Source organism: Rhizobium sp. OAE497, from assembly GCF_040546565.1.
In the GTDB taxonomy this organism is placed as follows: domain Bacteria; phylum Pseudomonadota; class Alphaproteobacteria; order Rhizobiales; family Rhizobiaceae; genus Rhizobium.
Map to the genome: position 1 here is coordinate 2,108,221 of NZ_JBEPOA010000001.1, position 17,541 is coordinate 2,125,761.

The 17,541-nt window shown below is 61.5% G+C and carries 18 protein-coding genes; 11 read left to right on the top strand and 7 right to left on the bottom strand.

What is annotated here, in order from left to right; genetic code table 11:
- Positions 1 to 51: 51 nt before the first annotated feature.
- Both ABIE40_RS10880 and ABIE40_RS10885 read left to right on the top strand, forming a co-directional pair.
- A complete protein-coding gene (locus tag ABIE40_RS10880) occupies positions 52 to 1,062 on the top strand; it encodes a class I SAM-dependent methyltransferase (protein WP_199629463.1) in 1,011 nt (336 codons plus the stop codon).
- An 18-nt stretch (positions 1,063 to 1,080) separates the two neighbouring features.
- Positions 1,081 to 1,923 carry a glycosyltransferase family 2 protein gene (locus ABIE40_RS10885; protein ID WP_199629462.1) on the top strand — a complete coding sequence of 281 codons (843 nt, stop codon included), beginning with the start codon at positions 1,081 to 1,083 and terminating at the stop codon, positions 1,921 to 1,923.
- A gap of 388 nt (positions 1,924 to 2,311) precedes the next feature.
- On the opposite strand, the gene ABIE40_RS10890 is transcribed toward ABIE40_RS10885, so the two are convergent.
- The gene (locus ABIE40_RS10890; protein WP_199629461.1) at positions 2,312 to 2,626 is read right to left on the bottom strand and encodes a hypothetical protein; all 315 of its coding nucleotides are present in this window, start codon (positions 2,624 to 2,626) and stop codon (positions 2,312 to 2,314) included.
- A 317-nt stretch (positions 2,627 to 2,943) separates the two neighbouring features.
- Here ABIE40_RS10890 and dusA point away from each other — a divergent pair, with 317 nt between their 5' ends.
- Complete coding sequence (dusA, locus tag ABIE40_RS10895; protein ID WP_502944805.1) at positions 2,944 to 3,945, top strand: tRNA dihydrouridine(20/20a) synthase DusA; 1,002 nt, start codon at positions 2,944 to 2,946, stop codon at positions 3,943 to 3,945.
- A 77-nt stretch (positions 3,946 to 4,022) separates the two neighbouring features.
- Here dusA and ABIE40_RS10900 read toward each other — a convergent pair whose 3' ends face one another.
- Together ABIE40_RS10900 and ABIE40_RS10905 are read right to left on the bottom strand one after the other, a co-directional pair.
- On the bottom strand, positions 4,023 to 4,235 hold the full coding sequence (locus ABIE40_RS10900) for a cold-shock protein (protein WP_007533154.1): 213 nt from the start codon (positions 4,233 to 4,235) through the stop codon (positions 4,023 to 4,025).
- Positions 4,236 to 4,614: 379 nt separating this feature from the next.
- Complete coding sequence (locus ABIE40_RS10905; RefSeq protein ID WP_354541003.1) at positions 4,615 to 5,154, bottom strand: Pycsar system effector family protein; 540 nt, start codon at positions 5,152 to 5,154, stop codon at positions 4,615 to 4,617.
- A gap of 112 nt (positions 5,155 to 5,266) precedes the next feature.
- Here ABIE40_RS10905 and ABIE40_RS10910 point away from each other — a divergent pair, with 112 nt between their 5' ends.
- The 5 genes from ABIE40_RS10910 to ABIE40_RS10930 all read left to right on the top strand — a co-directional run bounded on the left by ABIE40_RS10910 (position 5,267) and on the right by ABIE40_RS10930 (position 12,471).
- Complete coding sequence (locus ABIE40_RS10910; RefSeq protein WP_502944785.1) at positions 5,267 to 8,920, top strand: FecR domain-containing protein; 3,654 nt, start codon at positions 5,267 to 5,269, stop codon at positions 8,918 to 8,920.
- A complete protein-coding gene (locus ABIE40_RS10915) occupies positions 8,920 to 10,893 on the top strand; it encodes a CHASE2 domain-containing protein (RefSeq protein ID WP_354541005.1) in 1,974 nt (657 codons plus the stop codon). The genes ABIE40_RS10910 and ABIE40_RS10915 overlap by 1 nt, the downstream gene beginning before the upstream one ends.
- Positions 10,894 to 10,966: 73 nt before the next feature.
- Positions 10,967 to 11,665, top strand: coding sequence for a fumarylacetoacetate hydrolase family protein (locus ABIE40_RS10920; protein ID WP_199629065.1), 699 nt, complete (start codon positions 10,967 to 10,969; stop codon positions 11,663 to 11,665).
- A gap of 9 nt (positions 11,666 to 11,674) precedes the next feature.
- Complete coding sequence (locus tag ABIE40_RS10925; protein ID WP_199629066.1) at positions 11,675 to 12,205, top strand: gamma carbonic anhydrase family protein; 531 nt, start codon at positions 11,675 to 11,677, stop codon at positions 12,203 to 12,205.
- A gap of 80 nt (positions 12,206 to 12,285) precedes the next feature.
- A complete protein-coding gene (locus tag ABIE40_RS10930; protein WP_130278121.1) occupies positions 12,286 to 12,471 on the top strand; it encodes a hypothetical protein in 186 nt (61 codons plus the stop codon).
- A gap of 26 nt (positions 12,472 to 12,497) precedes the next feature.
- Here the strand turns inward: ABIE40_RS10930 and ABIE40_RS10935 are convergent, their stop codons facing one another.
- From ABIE40_RS10935 to ABIE40_RS10945, 3 genes are read right to left on the bottom strand one after another with little or no spacing between them, the layout of a single operon-like run.
- The gene (locus ABIE40_RS10935; RefSeq protein WP_199629067.1) at positions 12,498 to 12,896 is read right to left on the bottom strand and encodes a Fur family transcriptional regulator; all 399 of its coding nucleotides are present in this window, start codon (positions 12,894 to 12,896) and stop codon (positions 12,498 to 12,500) included.
- Positions 12,893 to 13,705: a zinc ABC transporter permease subunit ZnuB gene (gene znuB, locus ABIE40_RS10940; protein ID WP_199629262.1), complete on the bottom strand. Its 813-nt coding sequence runs from the start codon at positions 13,703 to 13,705 to the stop codon at positions 12,893 to 12,895. The genes ABIE40_RS10935 and znuB overlap by 4 nt, the downstream gene beginning before the upstream one ends.
- A complete protein-coding gene (locus tag ABIE40_RS10945; protein ID WP_199629068.1) occupies positions 13,698 to 14,588 on the bottom strand; it encodes an ATP-binding cassette domain-containing protein in 891 nt (296 codons plus the stop codon). Before ABIE40_RS10945 ends, znuB begins: the two co-directional genes overlap by 8 nt.
- A 100-nt stretch (positions 14,589 to 14,688) precedes the next feature.
- Between ABIE40_RS10945 and znuA the strand changes: the two genes are divergently transcribed.
- From znuA to ABIE40_RS10960, 3 genes are all read left to right on the top strand, one after another.
- Positions 14,689 to 15,672, top strand: a complete 984-nt coding sequence (gene znuA, locus ABIE40_RS10950) for a zinc ABC transporter substrate-binding protein ZnuA (protein ID WP_199629069.1) — start codon at positions 14,689 to 14,691, stop codon at positions 15,670 to 15,672.
- Between the two features lie 91 nt (positions 15,673 to 15,763).
- A complete protein-coding gene (gene zigA, locus ABIE40_RS10955; RefSeq protein WP_199629070.1) occupies positions 15,764 to 16,969 on the top strand; it encodes a zinc metallochaperone GTPase ZigA in 1,206 nt (401 codons plus the stop codon).
- Positions 16,966 to 17,136, top strand: coding sequence for a hypothetical protein (locus ABIE40_RS10960; protein WP_199629071.1), 171 nt, complete (start codon positions 16,966 to 16,968; stop codon positions 17,134 to 17,136). Before zigA ends, ABIE40_RS10960 begins: the two co-directional genes overlap by 4 nt.
- A 48-nt stretch (positions 17,137 to 17,184) precedes the next feature.
- Here ABIE40_RS10960 and ABIE40_RS10965 read toward each other — a convergent pair whose 3' ends face one another.
- Entirely contained in the window at positions 17,185 to 17,508 is a 324-nt protein-coding gene (locus ABIE40_RS10965) for an RcnB family protein (RefSeq protein WP_112715159.1), read from the bottom strand.
- Between the last annotated feature and the right edge of the window lie 33 nt (positions 17,509 to 17,541).

The window sequence follows — 17,541 nt, forward strand, 5'->3', positions numbered from 1 at the left end:
TCCGCCATCCCGATCCTGCAGAACCGGGTTTACGACACCAGGGACGAGGCCTTGGCCGCCAGTCGCGGGCCGTTCACCCTTTGCACATGTTCACGGTGCGGCTTCAGCTATAACGGCGCCTTTGATGAAGCCCTCATTGTCTACGATGAGAACTACAACAACGACGTGCCCTCGCCAACGTTCGAACGATACACCGAAGACCTAGCCCGCGACCTAATCAAAAAATTCGATCTGGCGACAGGAACCGTCTACGATATCGGGTGCGGAAAAGGAACGTTCCTTCGAATGCTTTGCCGCCTTGCGCCGGGCATAACGGGCATAGGGATCGATCCGAGCTGCGACCCTGTCGATGAAGGAAATTTCCGACTTGTTCGTGATGTCTTCCGGCCTGGCTCGTTTGGTGGCGACACGAGACTTGTCGTGTTGCGACATGTGCTGGAGCACATCACAGAACCGGTGTCTTTTCTTCGTGACCTTGGTGAAGCCGCTCCCAACGTTCCACTATATGTCGAAGTGCCAGAGGTTGATTGGATTTTCGAAAACAACACGTTTTGGGACTTTTGCTACGAACACTGCAACTACTTCAGCGCCACCTCGCTGAAGAATGCGATGAACCTCTCCGGCTACACGGATATTGAACAGAGCCCGGCATTCGGCGGACAGTACCAATGGGCCGTCGGAGTGGCGCGCGGCGAGCGCGAACCAATCTCATCCGACGGTGCGGCCGCCGTCTCGAAGGCGAAGACCTACGCTCATGCGGAAAAGGCTTCGATAGAGAGAGTGCGTCACGCGCTGGAGGAGAGCTCAGGAGCCGCAATTTGGGGGATGGCAACCAAAGGGGTCATCTTGTCATGCATCGTCAATGGTGCAGCCGCTGGCATCGACATCAATGAAAAGAAACAGGGGAAATTTGCACCGCTATCCGGTTTGAAAATTAGCCCGCCTGAACGATTGCAAGACAACGACATAGACACCGTCTTCATAATGAACGGCAACTACCAGGCTGAGATACGCGACAAGATTTCGGCCATTGGCGTCGACGCTCGCGTGGTCGTGATGTAGAAATTAGGTTACAAGACAATGAAAGACGTGAAGGTTGTTGTCGTTTTTCCCGTATACAATGGCGAAAAGACGCTACATCGAAGCCTTGAGTGCATTGCGAAGCAAACGTTTAAGGAATTCCGGGCAATCATCCTGGAAAATAGATCGACAGACGCAAGCTTATCGATCGCCCAAGCGTTCTGTGAACAGGATGATCGGTTCCGCGTCATCGTAAATGACAAACACGTTACAGCAATCGAAAATCTAGCGAAGGGCGTGGAGATTGCCTCAGCGCAAGGCGAATACTTCTGCCTAAGAGCCTGTGACGATTATTCATCAGACGACTTCCTGGAGCGCTTAGTTAAGGCTTTAGATGACGACCCGTCCAAGCTTTTGGCCGCATGCGCGACAAAACTAACCGGCCCTCGTGGCGTCCGATTGAAGGAGCCGTCACAGAAGGCTCTTAACTTTCTCGAGGCCTTCCGACAAGGTTACGTCCCGCGAAATCTGACCTTCCCGGCCGAATGGATCTACAACCTTTTTCGCGCCGAAGCTAAACCCCTATTGATGGAACGGTGGTACGGCCTTGGCAATGCCTGGTGTTTCGCATCGTATGTTCTAGCGGCGTTTGTCGTTCGCGGCCTAGCAGTGTATGTGGATGGTCCCACATACGATTTTACTGAAGGGTCAGGCTCGGAAGCACGCTACGGAGCAAAAAGCTTCCGCGATCGTCTCCAGCAGCGCTGGCGATACACGTTGGGCTGCTTCAATCTGAGAAAAGATCTCCCAAAAGCCTCGGCGTTCGTTACAATCAAATTTTTCATGATGTGTTGGAACGACGCGCGTCGGAAAACGCGTTATAAGCTCCTGTGGGTTTTCTGATCAGATACCTCAGTAGAGCTACCTTCCCCGGGCCAATTCAAGGACAAGTTCCCTCAGTCCGCGGTTAAGCTCCTGAACCTCAGACGTGAGATCCTTCACCGCATCCGTTGCCTTGTTCAGCGCGGTCGGGTCGACGATGACGGTAGCACCTGCGCAGCTGCAGGACTGTTGACGGGGCTGGAGCGCTCGCTGTTCATCAGGCCGAGATAGCGGGCGGTGAAGATCACAGCCAGGGTAATGCCGAATGTGACCACAGCCAGCGGCGGCAGTCAGCGAGCTTTTCCATTTCTTGGTTCCCCTTGGTCATGTGCCGCGCGGTCGATGTTGACGAGCTCGCCGACCGCGAAAGCGGATAGATGGCGAGCCAGGGTGATCGCTGCTGTGCCCGTCAGGGAAATGAAAGATGATCCCGCAGCGCCGATGTTCGTCGCCGCCGCCCTGGGCAAGCTGACGGACGGCTGCGGAAAAACAACGAGCCTGATCGCCAACCACGTGAGGCGCGATCGTCGGCATAGTGCGCATCGTCGAGGTTGCCACCCCGCATGACAGCCCGTGGTTCTTCGGCCGCTGCGGCTTCGCGCTGGCCGACCAGCATGGCAGCGAGCGGATGTCTTTTGATCAACCGCAGGCGCTGCGCTTTGGTCTTGCCGATCGCCTCGACCGAAGTCTCCAGATATTTATCGATCGCTTGCCCGAGCGTCACATCCGGGCTCTTCAGCTTCTCCAGGGCACCCGGCTGATCAGCTTTTCAGCCACGCCAGGGCAACCGGCCGCCGCTCGAACGTCTGAGCCTCGCTATGCATCAAGACGCCATCTCGCTTTATCCGGATCTGTGCGGTATAAGCCTTCGTCACGTCCGGGCACGTTCGCTCTGATATCGTTTCCACGAAGTGCTACACGGCCTCCTGCAGACGCTACGCCGTAGCATTAGCATCGCGGAAACGTACGGAAGAGCGATAAAGCGAGAGAAACCGATACACAATGAAAGTGGCCGAAACCACTACACAGCATGGAAAGTCCCTGTATTCCAATGGGCCGGTCTTTGCCGTGGCGCCGATGATCGACTGGACGGATCGTCATTGCCGCTATTTCCACCGCCAGATCAGCGAAAACGCCCTGCTCTATACCGAGATGGTCGTCGCTGACGCGATCATTCACGGGCCGCGCGAGCGGCTGCTCTCCTTCGATGCCGCCGAACATCCGATCGCGCTGCAGCTTGGCGGCTCCGATCCGGCAAAGCTCGCCGAGGCGGTCAGGATCGCCGCGCCCTATGGCTACGATGAGATCAATCTCAATGTCGGCTGCCCCTCCGACCGCGTCCAGTCGGGCACGTTCGGCGCCTGCCTGATGCTGACGCCCGAGGTGGTGGCGGACTGCGTGCGCGCCATGAAGGCGGTGTCTTCGGTGCCTGTCACCGTCAAGTGCCGCATCGGCGTCGACGAGCAGGATCCGGAGGCCGCCCTGCCCGATCTCGTCACACGCGTGCTCGATGCCGGCGCCGACGCGATCTGGATCCATGCCCGCAAGGCCTGGCTGAAGGGCCTGAGCCCGAAAGAAAACCGCGAGATCCCGCCACTCGACTATTCGATGGTCTATCGCATGAAGGAACGCTGGCCCGGTGTCTTCATCGGCATCAATGGCGGCATCCATACGCTGGATGAGGCGGAAAGCCATCTGCAGCATGTCGATGGCGTCATGCTCGGCCGCGCCGCCTATCAGAATGCCGCGATCCTTTCAGAGGTCGACCAGCGCTTCTATGGGGCGCCTGCGCGCGAGATGGATTGGGACGCATTGCGCGACCGGATGATGGCCTATGCCGCCGCTCATATCGAAAACGGCGGCCGCCTGCAGCATATCGCCCGCCACATGGTCGGCCTGTTCACCGGCCTGCCGGGCGCCCGCCGCTACCGCCAGATCCTCTCGACGGATGCGACGAAGCCCGGCGCTGGCCCCGACGTCATCGCCGCCGCCTTCGCCGCCGTCGATGTTTCGGCATCGCCGGCGGAAGCCCTCAGCGCCTGACTTAAGACAACAGCCCAAACGAAAAACGGCGCCCCTGAGGGCGCCGTTCTGATCCCTGCCGGAAGGCAGAAATCGAATTAGTTAGCCGAGATGTTGACGGCCTTCGGGCCCTTGCCCATGCGATCCGGCTCGGTGTCGAACGTGACCTGCTGGCCTTCGCGCAGCGACTGGATGCCGGAAGCCTGGAGAGCGGAGATGTGGACGAATACGTCCTTAGCGCCGCCTTCCGGAGTGATGAAACCAAAACCCTTGTCCTGGTTGAAGAATTTTACGGTGCCCTTGGTGGCCATGTGGGATAGTCCTTTTCCCTTAGTCTTGTCTTAGTATCCGCCCCCTCGAGAGGAAGCGGACGGCTTTAGCTTTCGTCCCGAAACCGGGCGCGAAGGGTCAGTCGGAGAAGTCACGTACGGGGAAAGAACGTCTACGAAGCGGTTTCTAGCCGCTCTGCCACCCTTGCGGGAGGGCTACCACATCTGTCCAGTCACCGGCATGCTAATGCCCGAGTACTGCATGACGTGACAGCATTCGGGAAAAAAAGCAAGCGGCAATATTGTGGCATGCTCATGAGCAAGGCCGGAAATGCCAAAGATTCAGATACTTGACCAATGGTAACGCTCCACAGCCACTGCTGTTTCAAAACGGGATTCCGTGCCGGAAAAGGACCCGTCGTTACCCGGCGATCAGAAGCAGCACATAAGCGATGACGGTTACCATCAGTCCGCGAAACGCGAGTGTGACGCAACGATACTTGCCGCGCGCAATGGTGGAGAGAATATCGGCATTGTCGAGATATTCGGCGAAGAGATAGCGCTCGTCGCGCCGTGTCGCCGCGTCCCAGAAGAGCTGCCGGTGCTCGCCCCAGGTGCCCCAGAACAGCGAGGTGGACTTGGTGAGATGGCGCGGCAGCACCACCAGGATCGCTGACAGGATCGAGAAGACGGACGCCGCTGCAAGCAGACCGGAGAACAGAATGTGCTGCAGGTTTCCGTCGGCATAGCGCGTCCATGTAAAGACCGCGCGTACCTCGCTGGAGCTGACGAGAAAGGCAAGCATGAAGGTGAAGATGTAAGCCGCCTTCTGATCGGATATCTTGATCTGATCGTAGAAGATGTCGTTTATCTTCTTGATATGATCGAAATATTCCGATCCGATATCTTCTGTCGAAGGATCGCTCGTCATCAGTTCAGTCGCACTTTCGAAATCCGCCACGCACTTACCTCCGCCGCAAAGTGTTTCCCTGATATTACACTTCACAACCAAAGCAAGAGCATAAGTGGAACTCTGCTTGACTTTTGGCCACGCCAAAGACAAACGCCTTTCTATGAGGGGTAGATTTACGAATTCCATGTCCGCCGTGATGGCGTTGACTGTGGCGGCGTCTTTTGTTGCGCGGCCGGCAGCGGCCGACCCTGTTTTGCGCGCCGAACCGGCAGCCGGTTCCGTCATCGACCGCAAGATGGGCGAGGAAGTCCGCTTCGTCGATCTGTCGAACTGGCAGAATGTCGACCTGCACCAGGATCTGCTCGGCGGCGACGTGCTGCGCACCAATGCATCCGGCCAGCTCGCCATCCTCTTTGCCGACCGCACCCAGGTTCGCCTCGGCCGCAATTCGGCGCTGCAGGTCAAGAAGATGGCGCGCGACGGCGACACGATCCTCAACCTGCAATCCGGTACCATGTGGGCCCGCGCCCAGCGCGGCGGCACGGGGCTGACGGTCGAGACCCCGGCTGCGGCCGCCGCTATCCGCGGCACGGACTGGACGCTGACCGTCAAGGGCGACCAGACCTCGCTGATCGTGCTCGAGGGACAGGTCGAGCTGAAGAACGACTATGGCAGCGTCCAGGTGGCGGAGGGCGAAGGCGCCGTCGCCACAATCGGCCAGGCGCCGCGCAAGCTCGTCATCGTCACGCCGGATGATCGCGAGCAGATGCTCTTCTATCTGACGCTGCGCAGCGGCTTCACCTTCATGCCCGCCTCGCCGCTTCCGGTGCAGAAGATGCGCAGCGAGCGCGGCCGCATCGAGGCCAAAGCGCCCGGCGCCCGCAACGCCGAGGACTGGCTGACGCTTGCCGAAGTGCAGCTCTCGCTCGATGGCCGCAGGAAAGCGCTGGAATCCTTGGCGCAGGCCCGCGCCTCCCGTCTCTCGGCCTCCCAGCGCGCCCGCGCCGATCTCATCGAGGCGCTGATCGCCGGTGCCGAGAAGCGCTATGACGATGCGGCAAAACTCTTTGCCAGCGCCGAACGCTCCCTCGATCCGCTGCGCCGCGGCATCGCCGCTTACGGCGGCTATTACGCCCGGTCGCTCCGCGATCCCTCCCGAAACGAGAAGCCGCCGGCGAGCGTCACCGGCCCCTACGCCGCGGTGATGAAGGCCTATACGGCAGGCTTCCTCGAAGACATCCCGGCAGCGATCGCCACGATGAAGCAAGCCGAAGCGCGCTACCCTGACGACTCGACGCTTCCGGCGCTGCGCGCCCAGCTCGCGCTTCTGATCAACGACCGCGTCCAGATGCAAGATGCCATCGCCCGCTCGCTTGCGATCGACCCGCAGGATCCGAACGCCCTGCAGGCCCGCGCCCGCATGCGCGCAGATTATCAGGGCGATCTCGAAGGCGCTCTCGCCGACTTGAACGCAGCGATCGAAGTGGCGCCCGGCTCATCCATGGCCTGGAACGACCTCGGTCTGCTGCAGGATGCCCGCGGCGCCTCGCGCGAAGCCGAAGCCGCGCTGAAGAAAGCGATCGAGCTCGATCCCGACGATCCGATCGGCCACGCCAATCTGGCAATTCTCTATCTCGACCAATCGCGGATGAAGGAAGCCAAGCACGAGATCGACCTCGCGCTCGCCGCCGACCCGGCCTTCGACATCGCCCTTCTCGCCCGCGGCCGCTACTATCTGCAGATGGGCGAGATGGACAAGGCGATCGACGATCTGCTCGCATCCTCGACCGCCAATCCGGCGCATTCGCAGGCGCAGCTGATGCTCGCCGCCGGCCACTACGAAAAAGGCGACCGCGTCCTCTCGGAACAAGCGCTGGATAATGCCGACCGGCTGGACAAGAATGATCCGGTGATCTCGTCCTTCCGCACCGCCGTCGCGATCGACGACTACGATCCGGACGGCGCGCTTGAGAACGCCCAGGAATTCCTGCGCCGCTCCAAGGCCCGCGGCGGCCATTACGGCTCGCTCGGCGCCAATCAGGATGCCGGCTCGACGCTGAACAACGCCTTCCGCCTGCGCGGCCTCAACGCCTGGGGCCGCTACTATGGCGATGCCGTCTTCGACCCCTTCGCCGGCAGCGGCTATGTCGACCAGTCGATCCGCGGCAATATCCGCCCCTTCGCCAATACCGAAATCTTCGACGACGAGATCGATCTCTACAAGCTGAACTCGAACAGCTTCTCGGCGCTCTTGCAGGGTCTGCTGCTCGATCCGCACATGCTGTCCGGCCGCTCCCGCTCTGCCAACCTCCTGCGGCGGCCTTTTCTTGAAGGGTCGCTTGGCGCGGGCTTTATCAATTCGGCTGGCGAGACGAAGCCGACGGGTGAAGCGGAACTGCAGGGTTTTGCCAATGCCCCGTTCCCGGTGAGCGGGTATCTGAACTTGACGTGGGTGCAGACGCCGTATGGCGGCGATTATGGTCCGTTCCTGACCAGTCCCGCAATTTTCAGTGGCCCAGGCAGCTTTGACGGAGACATTCGTAATTTGTCCGGCAACGGATATCTGACCGCGACGCCCAATCCGGACGACCGCTTTGTTCTCTACGCCAATCACTCCGACAGCCGGCTGGATCAGTCAATCAGCTTCCCCACTGTGGGCTACACTGAGAGCGACGACATCGATACGAAGTCAACGGCGGCCGGTCTGGGCTGGAGCCACACATTCGGCGATCGCAATGTTGTCAATGCCGCATTCTTCTACACGAGTGCCGAACAAAACGTTGAACAGGAGCTCGTCGCTCCGCCGTTAGTGCGCATCGCCGACAGCGTGCAGCGCAACTATGTGGCAGCGATCAATCATCTGTATGGCGTCGAAGATCTGACCTGGCGCTACGGCATCGAGGGCGGCTTTGCCGACGTAAGAGCTACCGACCCATTTTTCACTTCGGTCGATGAGCGGATCGGCATCGGTCGGGTCTATGTCGATCTGCTTCACGAGATTACCCCAAGCCTCAAGGCGGAATACGCGCTTTTCGGCACAGTCATGGACGGCGGCTCGACGGATGTCGCGAGACTGGAGCCGCGTTTCGGCGTCGCCTGGGCACCGCTCGACGGTCAATGGCTGCGAGCGGCCTTCATGCGCCAGAGCTACGACATGGGCTCGCCGACCTTGTCACCGATCGGTGTCGTCGGTATTCAGTCCAATCAACCCTATTCCGGCATTGACGGCTATACGGACACGATCGCGCTCCAATGGGATGCGCAGTGGACCGATAGGCTGTTCACCAGCATCGAATACCAACATCAGGAAATTCGCGACCTCGATCTGGCCTATCCGGTAGCGGGTCCCTTTCTGCCCTATCTGCCTGGTGGCCTCACCATCAGCAAAGCGAACATCGATCGTGTCAGCGCAACAGCCAACGTTGCGCTCGCCCACGGCTTCGGCGTTTCCGCAACTGTCGCCTATTCCCACTCCAAGAATGAAGATACGAGCAGCGCCGGCTTCGGTGATGCCCTGCCCTACATTCCCCAGAGGAGCGGTCAGCTCGCCCTCACCTGGGTCAACGAAGCGAACGTCAAGGCGACGGTCGCGGCAAACTACATCGGTGAACGCCAGGGCGACGGCGGCCTCGGTGGCGCAGATCGCCTTGACGACTACTGGACGCTCGACGCCAATCTCATATGGGAACCGCTCGACAAGCGTTTCGCCCTCGAAGCCTCTGCCTTCAATCTTCTCGACGAGGATTTCGAGGTTGCGCCCGGCGTGCCGGGCTGGGGGCGTGCGGTCAAGGGCAGCCTGAAGATCCGCTTCTGATGCGCTCCAATCCCCGCCAGTCCATCCGCGCTCCCGGCTGGCCGTTCAGCAGCCGGCCGGTCAGGCTTGCCGTGCTGGTGCTGGCGACGCTGGTGGCGATTTCGTTTCTATCGCGGCTGCCCGCGTGGTCGCTGCTCGAGCTCCGGAGCTTCGATTATCTGTCGACCGTCGACGATCCCCTTCCGCCCGAGGACGCGCCCGTCATCGTCGCGATCGACGAACCAGCGCTGGCGCAGATCAACGCGCAATGGCCCTGGCCGCGCCGCCTGCATGCCGACCTGATCAAGGAGCTGCGGGCCGCCGGCGCCAAGGCGATCGGTCTCGACATCATTATGGCCGAGCCCTCGTCTCCCGAGAATGACGCGGCAATCACCGCAGCCTCCCTACCCGATCTGGTGCTCGCCGGTGATGAAACGCTGATCCAGTCGCCGCAGGCCGACCAGCTGATCCGCACCACGCCGATGCCGCAGTTCACGGCCGCCGGTGCCAGAACCGGCATCGCCTCGATCGAGCTTGGCGGCGACGGCACCTTCCGCACCATTCCCGCCTATCGCGACGGCTTTGCCGTGATGCTGGCGGCCGCCGCGGGAAAGGCGGCTGCGATGCCGCCCGCGGGCGCAATGATCCAGTCCTTCGGCCCGGCCCGCAGCTACCCGACGGTCTCCTATTATCAGGCGCTCGATCCGCCGACTTTCCTGCCCCCTGATTTCTTCAGGAATCGCGTTGTGCTCGTCGGCCTCAGCCTGCAGAACGCACCCGAGATCGACAAGGGCGGCGCCGATACCTTTGCGACACCCTATACCGTCCACACCGGCAAGCTGGTGGCTGGCGTCGAGATCCAGGCAACGATCTACGACAATATCGTCCATCGCTTCTATATCGCCAGGGGCGCGCTGCCGCTGGTGGCACTGGCGATCCTCGTCGCGGCGATCCTCGCGGCGGCAACGGTCTGGCGCTCCACCAGCTGGCTGACGCTCGCAGCCGCGATTGCCGCGATCGGTGTCTTCGCTGCCGCAAGCTTCGCCGGCATCCGCTTCGGCCATGTCTTCGTCTCGCCACTCGGCCCGTCGATCGCCTATATCGCCGTCGCCTTCGGCCAGGCTGCCTTCGACTTCGCCGAGGAGCGGCGCAACAAGCAGCAGATCACCCGCGCCTTCTCGCAATATATCTCGCCGGAACTCGTCAAGCGGCTGACGGAAGACCCCTCGCAGCTGAAGCTCGGTGGCGAGCGGCGCACGCTCTCGGTGCTGTTTTCGGATGTGCGCGGCTTCACGACCATCGCCGAGACGATGAAGGACGATCCGGAGCAGCTAACGACACTGATCAACCGGCTACTGACGCCGCTGTCCGAAGTGGTGATGAACCATGGCGGCACGATCGACAAATATATGGGCGATTGCATCATGGCCTTCTGGAACGCCCCACTCGACGACCCCGATCATGCCATGCATGCCGTCACCGCATCGCTGGCGATGCAGGAGGAGATCACCAAGCTCAATCGCGAGCTGGAAGCCGAAGCCAAGGCCTTTGGTACGCCGCTGCATGTGCTGAAGATGGGCGTCGGCATCAATACCGGCGAATGCGTCGTCGGCAATATGGGCTCCACCCGCCGCTTCGACTATTCCTGCCTCGGCGACAGCGTCAACCTCGCCTCACGGCTGGAGGGCGCCTCGAAGAATTATGGCGTCGCGCTTCTGCTCGGCGAGACCACGGCATTCCTGGTCAGCGGCAGATACACGATCGCCGAGCTCGACCGCGTCATCGTCAAGGGCAAGACCGTCCCTGCCCCTGTCTTCACCATTCTGCACCGGGCCAATGACGATGCGCTCGCCGCCCACGCGCTGTTCCTGCAGGCGAAATATGCCGGCGAACTGGTCGAGGACGATCCCCGCTTCGACGTGATGGCGGCGATGATCCCGGAACTTTCGGGCTATTACGCAGTCATGCGCCACGATGCGGCACAGGACCGATAATCGCGCCAGCGTCCTTTCCCTGCGTCACCTTTTACGTCTAAGATCGCCGCACCGATAACAGCAAGAGCATGCCATGTCCGCCGATCTCAAGACCGTCATCCCCGTCCCGCAGCCCGTTCTGCTTCCCGTCGAAGGCAGCGCCGATTTCTTCCCCGTGCGCCGCGTCTATTGCGTTGGCCGCAACTATGCGGACCACGCGATCGAGATGGGGCATGACCCGAGCCGCGAGCCGCCCTTCTTCTTCCAGAAGAACCCGGACAACCTGCTGCCCGCCGGAAAGCCCTTTCCCTATCCGCCGCTCTCCGAAGATGTGCATTACGAAGCCGAATGCGTGATCTTCCTGAAGGAAGGCGGCGAGAACATTCCGGTCGAGAAGGCGCTTGATTGCATCTATGGCTACGCGATCGGCATCGATTTCACCCGCCGCGACCTGCAGGCCGTCGCCAAGAAGATGGGCCGCCCGTGGGAAGTCGCGAAGGCCTTCGAATTCTCCGCACCGGTCTCGCCGATCGTCCCCGCGGATGAGCTCGGCCACCCCGCAAACGGCCGCATCTGGCTCGATCACAATGGCAAGCGCGTCCAGGAAGGCGATCTCAACCAGATGATCTGGAAGGTGCCGGAGATCATCGCCGAGCTCTCGAAGCTCTTCATCCTGGCACCCGGCGACGTGATCATGACCGGCACGCCCGCCGGCGTCGGCGCCGTCGTCAAGGGTGATACCGTCGAATGCGGTATCGATGGCATCGCCACGCTTACCGTCACCGTCAGCTGAGGAATTGCCATGCCGGTCTATGCGCTCGGAGGATTGACGCCGCGCCTTCCCGCAAGCGGTCTTTACTGGATCGCCCCGGATGCGCATGTGATCGGCGATGTCGAACTCGGTGAAGGCGTCGGCATCTGGTTCGGCGCCGTGCTGCGCGGCGACAACGAGCCGATCGTTGTCGGCCGCAACACCAATATCCAGGAAGGCGCGATGCTGCATACCGATCCGGGCGCGCCCGTGACGATCGGCCAGGGCTGCACCATCGGCCACCACGCCATCGTCCACGGCTGCACCATCGGCGACAACGCGCTGATCGGCATGGGCGCAACTGTGCTGAACGGTGCCAGGATCGGCAACAATTGCCTGGTCGGCGCCAACGCACTGGTCACCGAGGGCAAGGAATTCGCCGACGGCTCGCTGATCGTCGGCTCCCCCGCCCGCGCCATCCGCACACTGGATGAAAAGGCGATCCAGGGGCTGAAGCGCTCGGCGGAGAAATACGTGTCGAACTGGCAAAGGTTCGCGCGCGATCTCAGGCGACTAGACTAAGGGATTACGGCCAGAAATCCCCTCCAGGTTGAAAGGCACCCCGTCGATATCTACAATAGGATCGTCTGGGGGAGGATCGGATGGCCGTTTACATCATTTCATTCGCTTTGAGTTTTGCCGTCATCATAGGCCTGAACTTCGCCTTCTCGGCGGACGGCAACTGGAGCCATTGGCTCTACATGTTCGCCATCGTCGTAGCCTTCCAGCTGATCATGCGCGTCTTCGCCCGGCGGCAGGCCAAGGACGGCAAGAGCAAGCAGCAGTAACGCTGCTGCCCGGCATTTCACGAAGCCTAGGCGGCGCAGCTCCCGCAAACGCCGCGGATCTCGATCGTCGTCTTCTCGGCCTTGAACTTCTTGGCGCGCATCCGGTCCATCAGCCGGTGATCGACCTCGTGGTCGTGGAATTCGATCACCTGGCCGCAGCTTTCGCAGATGGCGAAGGCGACCGTGCCGTGGTTGTGGCAGTTCTCGTCCGGATGGGCGCAGACGACGAAGGAGTTGATGCTTTCGAGCCGGTGAACGACGCCATATTCGAGCAGCTTGTCGAGCGCCCGGTAGACCTGCAGCGGCGCGCGAAAACCGTGATCCCTGAGCTTGTCGAGGATCGTGTAGGCGCTGAGCGGCCCTTCGGATTTCTCCAGGACGTCATAAACAAGAGCCTGGTTCTTGGTCAGCTGCGGCGTGTTCATGTGCCTTGTCCTTGCGCTTGTCTGCGTCCCAGCCGCGGCAGCAGGCTGAGGATGAAGAGGATGAGTGCGGCCACCACGATCGATGGGCCGGAAGGCGTGTCATAGGTCAGAGAGCCGAACAGCCCGCCGACCACGGCAACGGCGCCGATCAGCGATGCCAGAACGGCCATGACCTCCGGTGTCGGCGAAAAGCGGCGGGCGGCCGCGGCCGGAATGATCAGCAGCGAGGTGATCAGCATGATCCCGACGATCTTCATGGCGATGGCAATGACAACAGCCATCAGCAGCATGAAAAACAACCGCGCCCTCTCGGGCTGCATGCCCTCGGCCTCGGCAAGCTCGGGATTGACGGTGGAGGCGAGCAGCGGCCGCCAGAGCCAGGCGATCGCCGCGACGACGAAGATGCCGCCGCCCCAGATAACGGCGATATCACTCTTCGAAACGGCCAGGATATCGCCGAACAGGAAGGCGATAAGATCGATGCGCACCCAGGTCATGAAGGCGACCATGACGAGGCCGATCGCCAGCGTCGCATGCGAGAGAATGCCAAGCAGCGCATCAGCCGACAGCGCCTGGCGCTTCTGCAGCAGAAGCAGCAGAATCGATACCGTCGCCGCCACGCCGAAGACGGCAAGCGTCAGATTGAACTGGAAGAGCAGCGACAGCGCGACGCCGAGCAACGCCGAATGGGCGATCGTGTCGCCGAAATAGGCCATCCGCCGCCAGATGATGAAGCAGCCGAGTGGCCCGGTGGTCAGCGCCAGGCCGACACCTGCGAGGATCGCGCGGACGAAGAAATCGTCAAGCATGGCGCTCTCCTGCATGGTGATGATGGTGATCGTGCCCGTCGTGGTCATGGTCATGACCGTGCGCGTGATCATGATCGTGGTGATGCCCATCCTCGGGATGGCAGTGATCGGTCACCGTTCCGTCGGCATGCTGGACGCGGCCGTCAGGCAAATGCGTGTGGTCGTGATGGTGGCTGTAGACGGCGAGCGTCTGCGCCGCGCGGCTCCCGAACAGGCGCACATATTCCGGGCTCTGGCTGACCGTCTGCGGCGTGCCGCGGCAGCAGACATGGCCGTTGAGGCAGATGACGGTATCGGTCTCGGCCATGACGACATGCAGGTCGTGCGAGATCAGCAGGATGCCGCAGCCGGTATTGTTTCGGATCTGCTTGATCAAGTCGTAAAGCGCGATCTCGCCGGAGAAATCGACGCCCTGCACCGGTTCGTCGAGCACAAGCAGATCGGGCTTGCGAGCAATGGCGCGGGCCATCAGGGCGCGCTGGAATTCGCCGCCGGAGAGGTGTTGAACCTCGGCATTGAGCATATGCGCCATGCCGGCCGCCTCAAGCGCCGCCATCATTTCCTTGTCGGCAAGCGGCCCCGTCAGCGTCATCAGCCGGCGCACGGTAAGCGGCAGCGTCCAGTCGACCGCGAGCTTTTGCGGCACATAGCCGACCTTGAGGCCGAAGAGGCGCTCGACCGTCCCCTCATCCGGCTTCAACACGCCGATGGCCGCCTTGGCGCTCGTCGATTTGCCGGAGCCGTTCGGGCCGATCAGCGTCACGATCTCGCCCGGCGAAACCGAGAAATCGACGCCGCGAACCAGCCAGCGCCCGTTGCGCCTGATGCCGACATTGTTGAGGGAAACCAGCGGCTTCGCCCCTGTATTGACGGGAGATAACATAATTTTCCTGATGTGCTGTTGCGTCATGCTATCGCACACGTTATAGCATTACGCAATTGATGTAATAACATAACAAACGCTATTCAAGCGGAGCGTGCACATGAAACTGGCCGCCGGCCTCTCCCTCGCCCTTCCGGCCCTGCTTCTGGCGGGCGCAACCCAGGCCGCCGATGCGCCTGTCGTCGTCACCTCGATCAAGCCTGTCCACTCGCTGGTCGCCTCGATCATGCAGGGCGTCGGCACGCCGGAGCTGATCGTCGATGGCGCCGCCTCCCCGCATACCTACAGCATGAAACCCTCGAATGCGCGCACGCTGCAGGACGCCAAGGTGGTCTTCTGGGTCGGCCCCGGCCTCGAGGCCTTTCTGCAAAAGCCGCTGGAATCGCTTGGCTCCGATGCCAGCATTGCCGAGCTCGACGATGCGCCGGGCCTCACCAAGCTGAAATTCCGCGAAGGCGGCGCCTTCGAGCCGCATGACGATGGCGACGAGGCCGAAGCGCACGACCACGACCATGCGGAAGCCGCCGGTCACGACGATCACGGGCATGATCATGACCACGGCGAATTCGATACCCATCTATGGCTCGATCCCGCCAATGCCAAGGCGATGGCCGCCGAGATCACCACGACGCTGGTTGCCGCCGATCCGGCCAACGCGCTGACCTATCAGGCCAATGCAAAGACGCTCGATGACAAGCTGGATGCCCTCGACAAGGAGCTGGCCGCCACCGTCGCACCTGTGAAGGACAAGCCCTTCATCGTCTTCCACGACGCCTATCAGTATTTCGAGCACCGCTACGGTATCAAGGTCGCCGGCTCGATCACCGTCAGCCCGGAAACCATCCCCGGCGCCGAGCGCGTTTCGGAGATCCACAAGAAGGTCGCCGAACTTGGCGCCACCTGCGTCTTCGCCGAACCGCAATTCGAACCGCGCCTCGTCGATGTCGTCATCGAAGGCACCAAGGCGAAGTCGGGCGTCCTCGATCCGGAGGCCGCCACGCTTGAAGCCGGTCCCGATCTCTACTTCACCCTGATGCGCGGCATTGCGGCCAGCATGAAGGATTGCCTCAGCCGCGAGAGCTGAGCTTTCGAATGCCGATGAGAGAGGCGAGCCCTTCCGCTCGCCTTTTTCAGATCAGCATATGTAATGGTATAACATTAATACGGAGATATCCATGGATAACAGGCTCCCGGTCACCGTCCTGTCCGGCTTCCTCGGCGCGGGCAAGACGACGCTGCTCAATCATGTCCTTTCCAATCGACAGGGCATGCGCGTCGCCGTCATCGTCAACGACATGAGCGAGGTGAATATTGACGCTGCGCTGGTGAGGGATGGCGGCGCCAACCTGTCGCGCACCGAGGAACAGCTGGTCGAGATGAGCAACGGCTGCATCTGCTGCACGCTTCGCGACGACCTGCTGACCGAGGTCCGCCAGCTCGCCAAACAGGGCCGGTTCGATTACCTGCTGATCGAATCGACGGGCATTGCCGAGCCCCTGCCCGTCGCGACCACATTCGAGTTCCGCGATGAGGCCGGCGAAAGCCTCTCCGATCTCGCCCGGCTCGACACCATGGTCACGGTCGTCGATGCCGCCAATCTGCTGGCGGACTACGCCTCTACCGATTTCCTCGCCGATCGCGGCGAGATCGCCGGCGATGGCGACAACAGGACGATCGTCGATCTCCTGGTCGAGCAGATCGAATTCGCCGATGTCGTCATCCTCAACAAGACCGGCACGGCGACGCCGGAGCAGCGCGATGCCGCCCGCATCATCATCGCCGGGCTGAACCCGGATGCAAAGCTGATCGAGACGGATTTCGGCCGCGTCGAACTCGCAGACGTCCTGGGCACCGGCCGCTTCGATATCGACAAGGCCGAGACCCATCCGCTCTGGTACAAGGAGCTGCACGGCTTCCGGGATCATGTGCCGGAGACCGAGGAATATGGCATCCGCTCCTTTGTCTATCGCGAGAAGCGCCCGTTCCATCCCGGAAAACTGCAGGCCTTCCTCGATCGCCCTTGGCCGGGCGTCGTCCGTTCGAAAGGCTTCTTCTGGCTGGCAACCCGCCCGCATTATGTCGGCGAGATCAGTCAGGCCGGCGCCATCGTCCGCACCGGCAAGATGGGTCTGTGGTGGACGGCGGTGCCGAAGGAGCAGTGGCCGCGAGATCCCGGCTTCGAAAAGAACATTGCGCCCTATCTCGATCCTGTCTGGGGCGATCGCCGCCAGGAAATCGTCTTCATCGGCGCCGATCCGATGGACGAGGCCGAGATCCGCGCCGCGCTGGATGCATGTCTCGTCGATGCCGCGGATTTCACGCCCGAGAAATGGCGCGACCTTCCCGATCCCTTCGCCAGCTGGGCATTGCGCGCCGCATGAGCGAAAGAGCAAAGGCCTTCCGTTGCATCTGCGAGGAATGCGAACCGCTGCCGCCGATCCCCGGCCTCAGCATTCCCGAGCCGCAGCCAACCAATGCCAAGGCGCTGGCGGCGGCATTTCTCAAGGCAGCCATCGCGCGCAAGCCGGCTGCGGGTCAGGACGAATGAAAAAGGGCGGCATCGCTGCCGCCCTTTCTGTTTCATTCCCGCAACCGCTTAGCGGCCGGCAATGATGCTGGTGATGATGCCGGTGGCGACGCCGACCAGCAGGAAGTCGTTGTCGACCTTTACCCAGTGATAGCCGCGCGGCGGAGCCGACAGGCGGTAGCGGCGGTAATCGCGAACGTCAGCCATGCGGCGACGCTCGGCGGCGGTGACGCGATGGCCCTTGGTCCAGCGGTACTTCTTGACGATGACCTGCTTGTGAACGTTCTTCTCGACAACAACCGGGCGGCGGTAATCGTTGGCGCTGGCTTCCGAAGCAACGATCGGCGAAAGCAGGAAGGAGGCGGAGAGAAGAGCGGCGAAGAACTTTTTCATTGGGGTTTCCTCGTGTTGAACACGCCCCGAAAT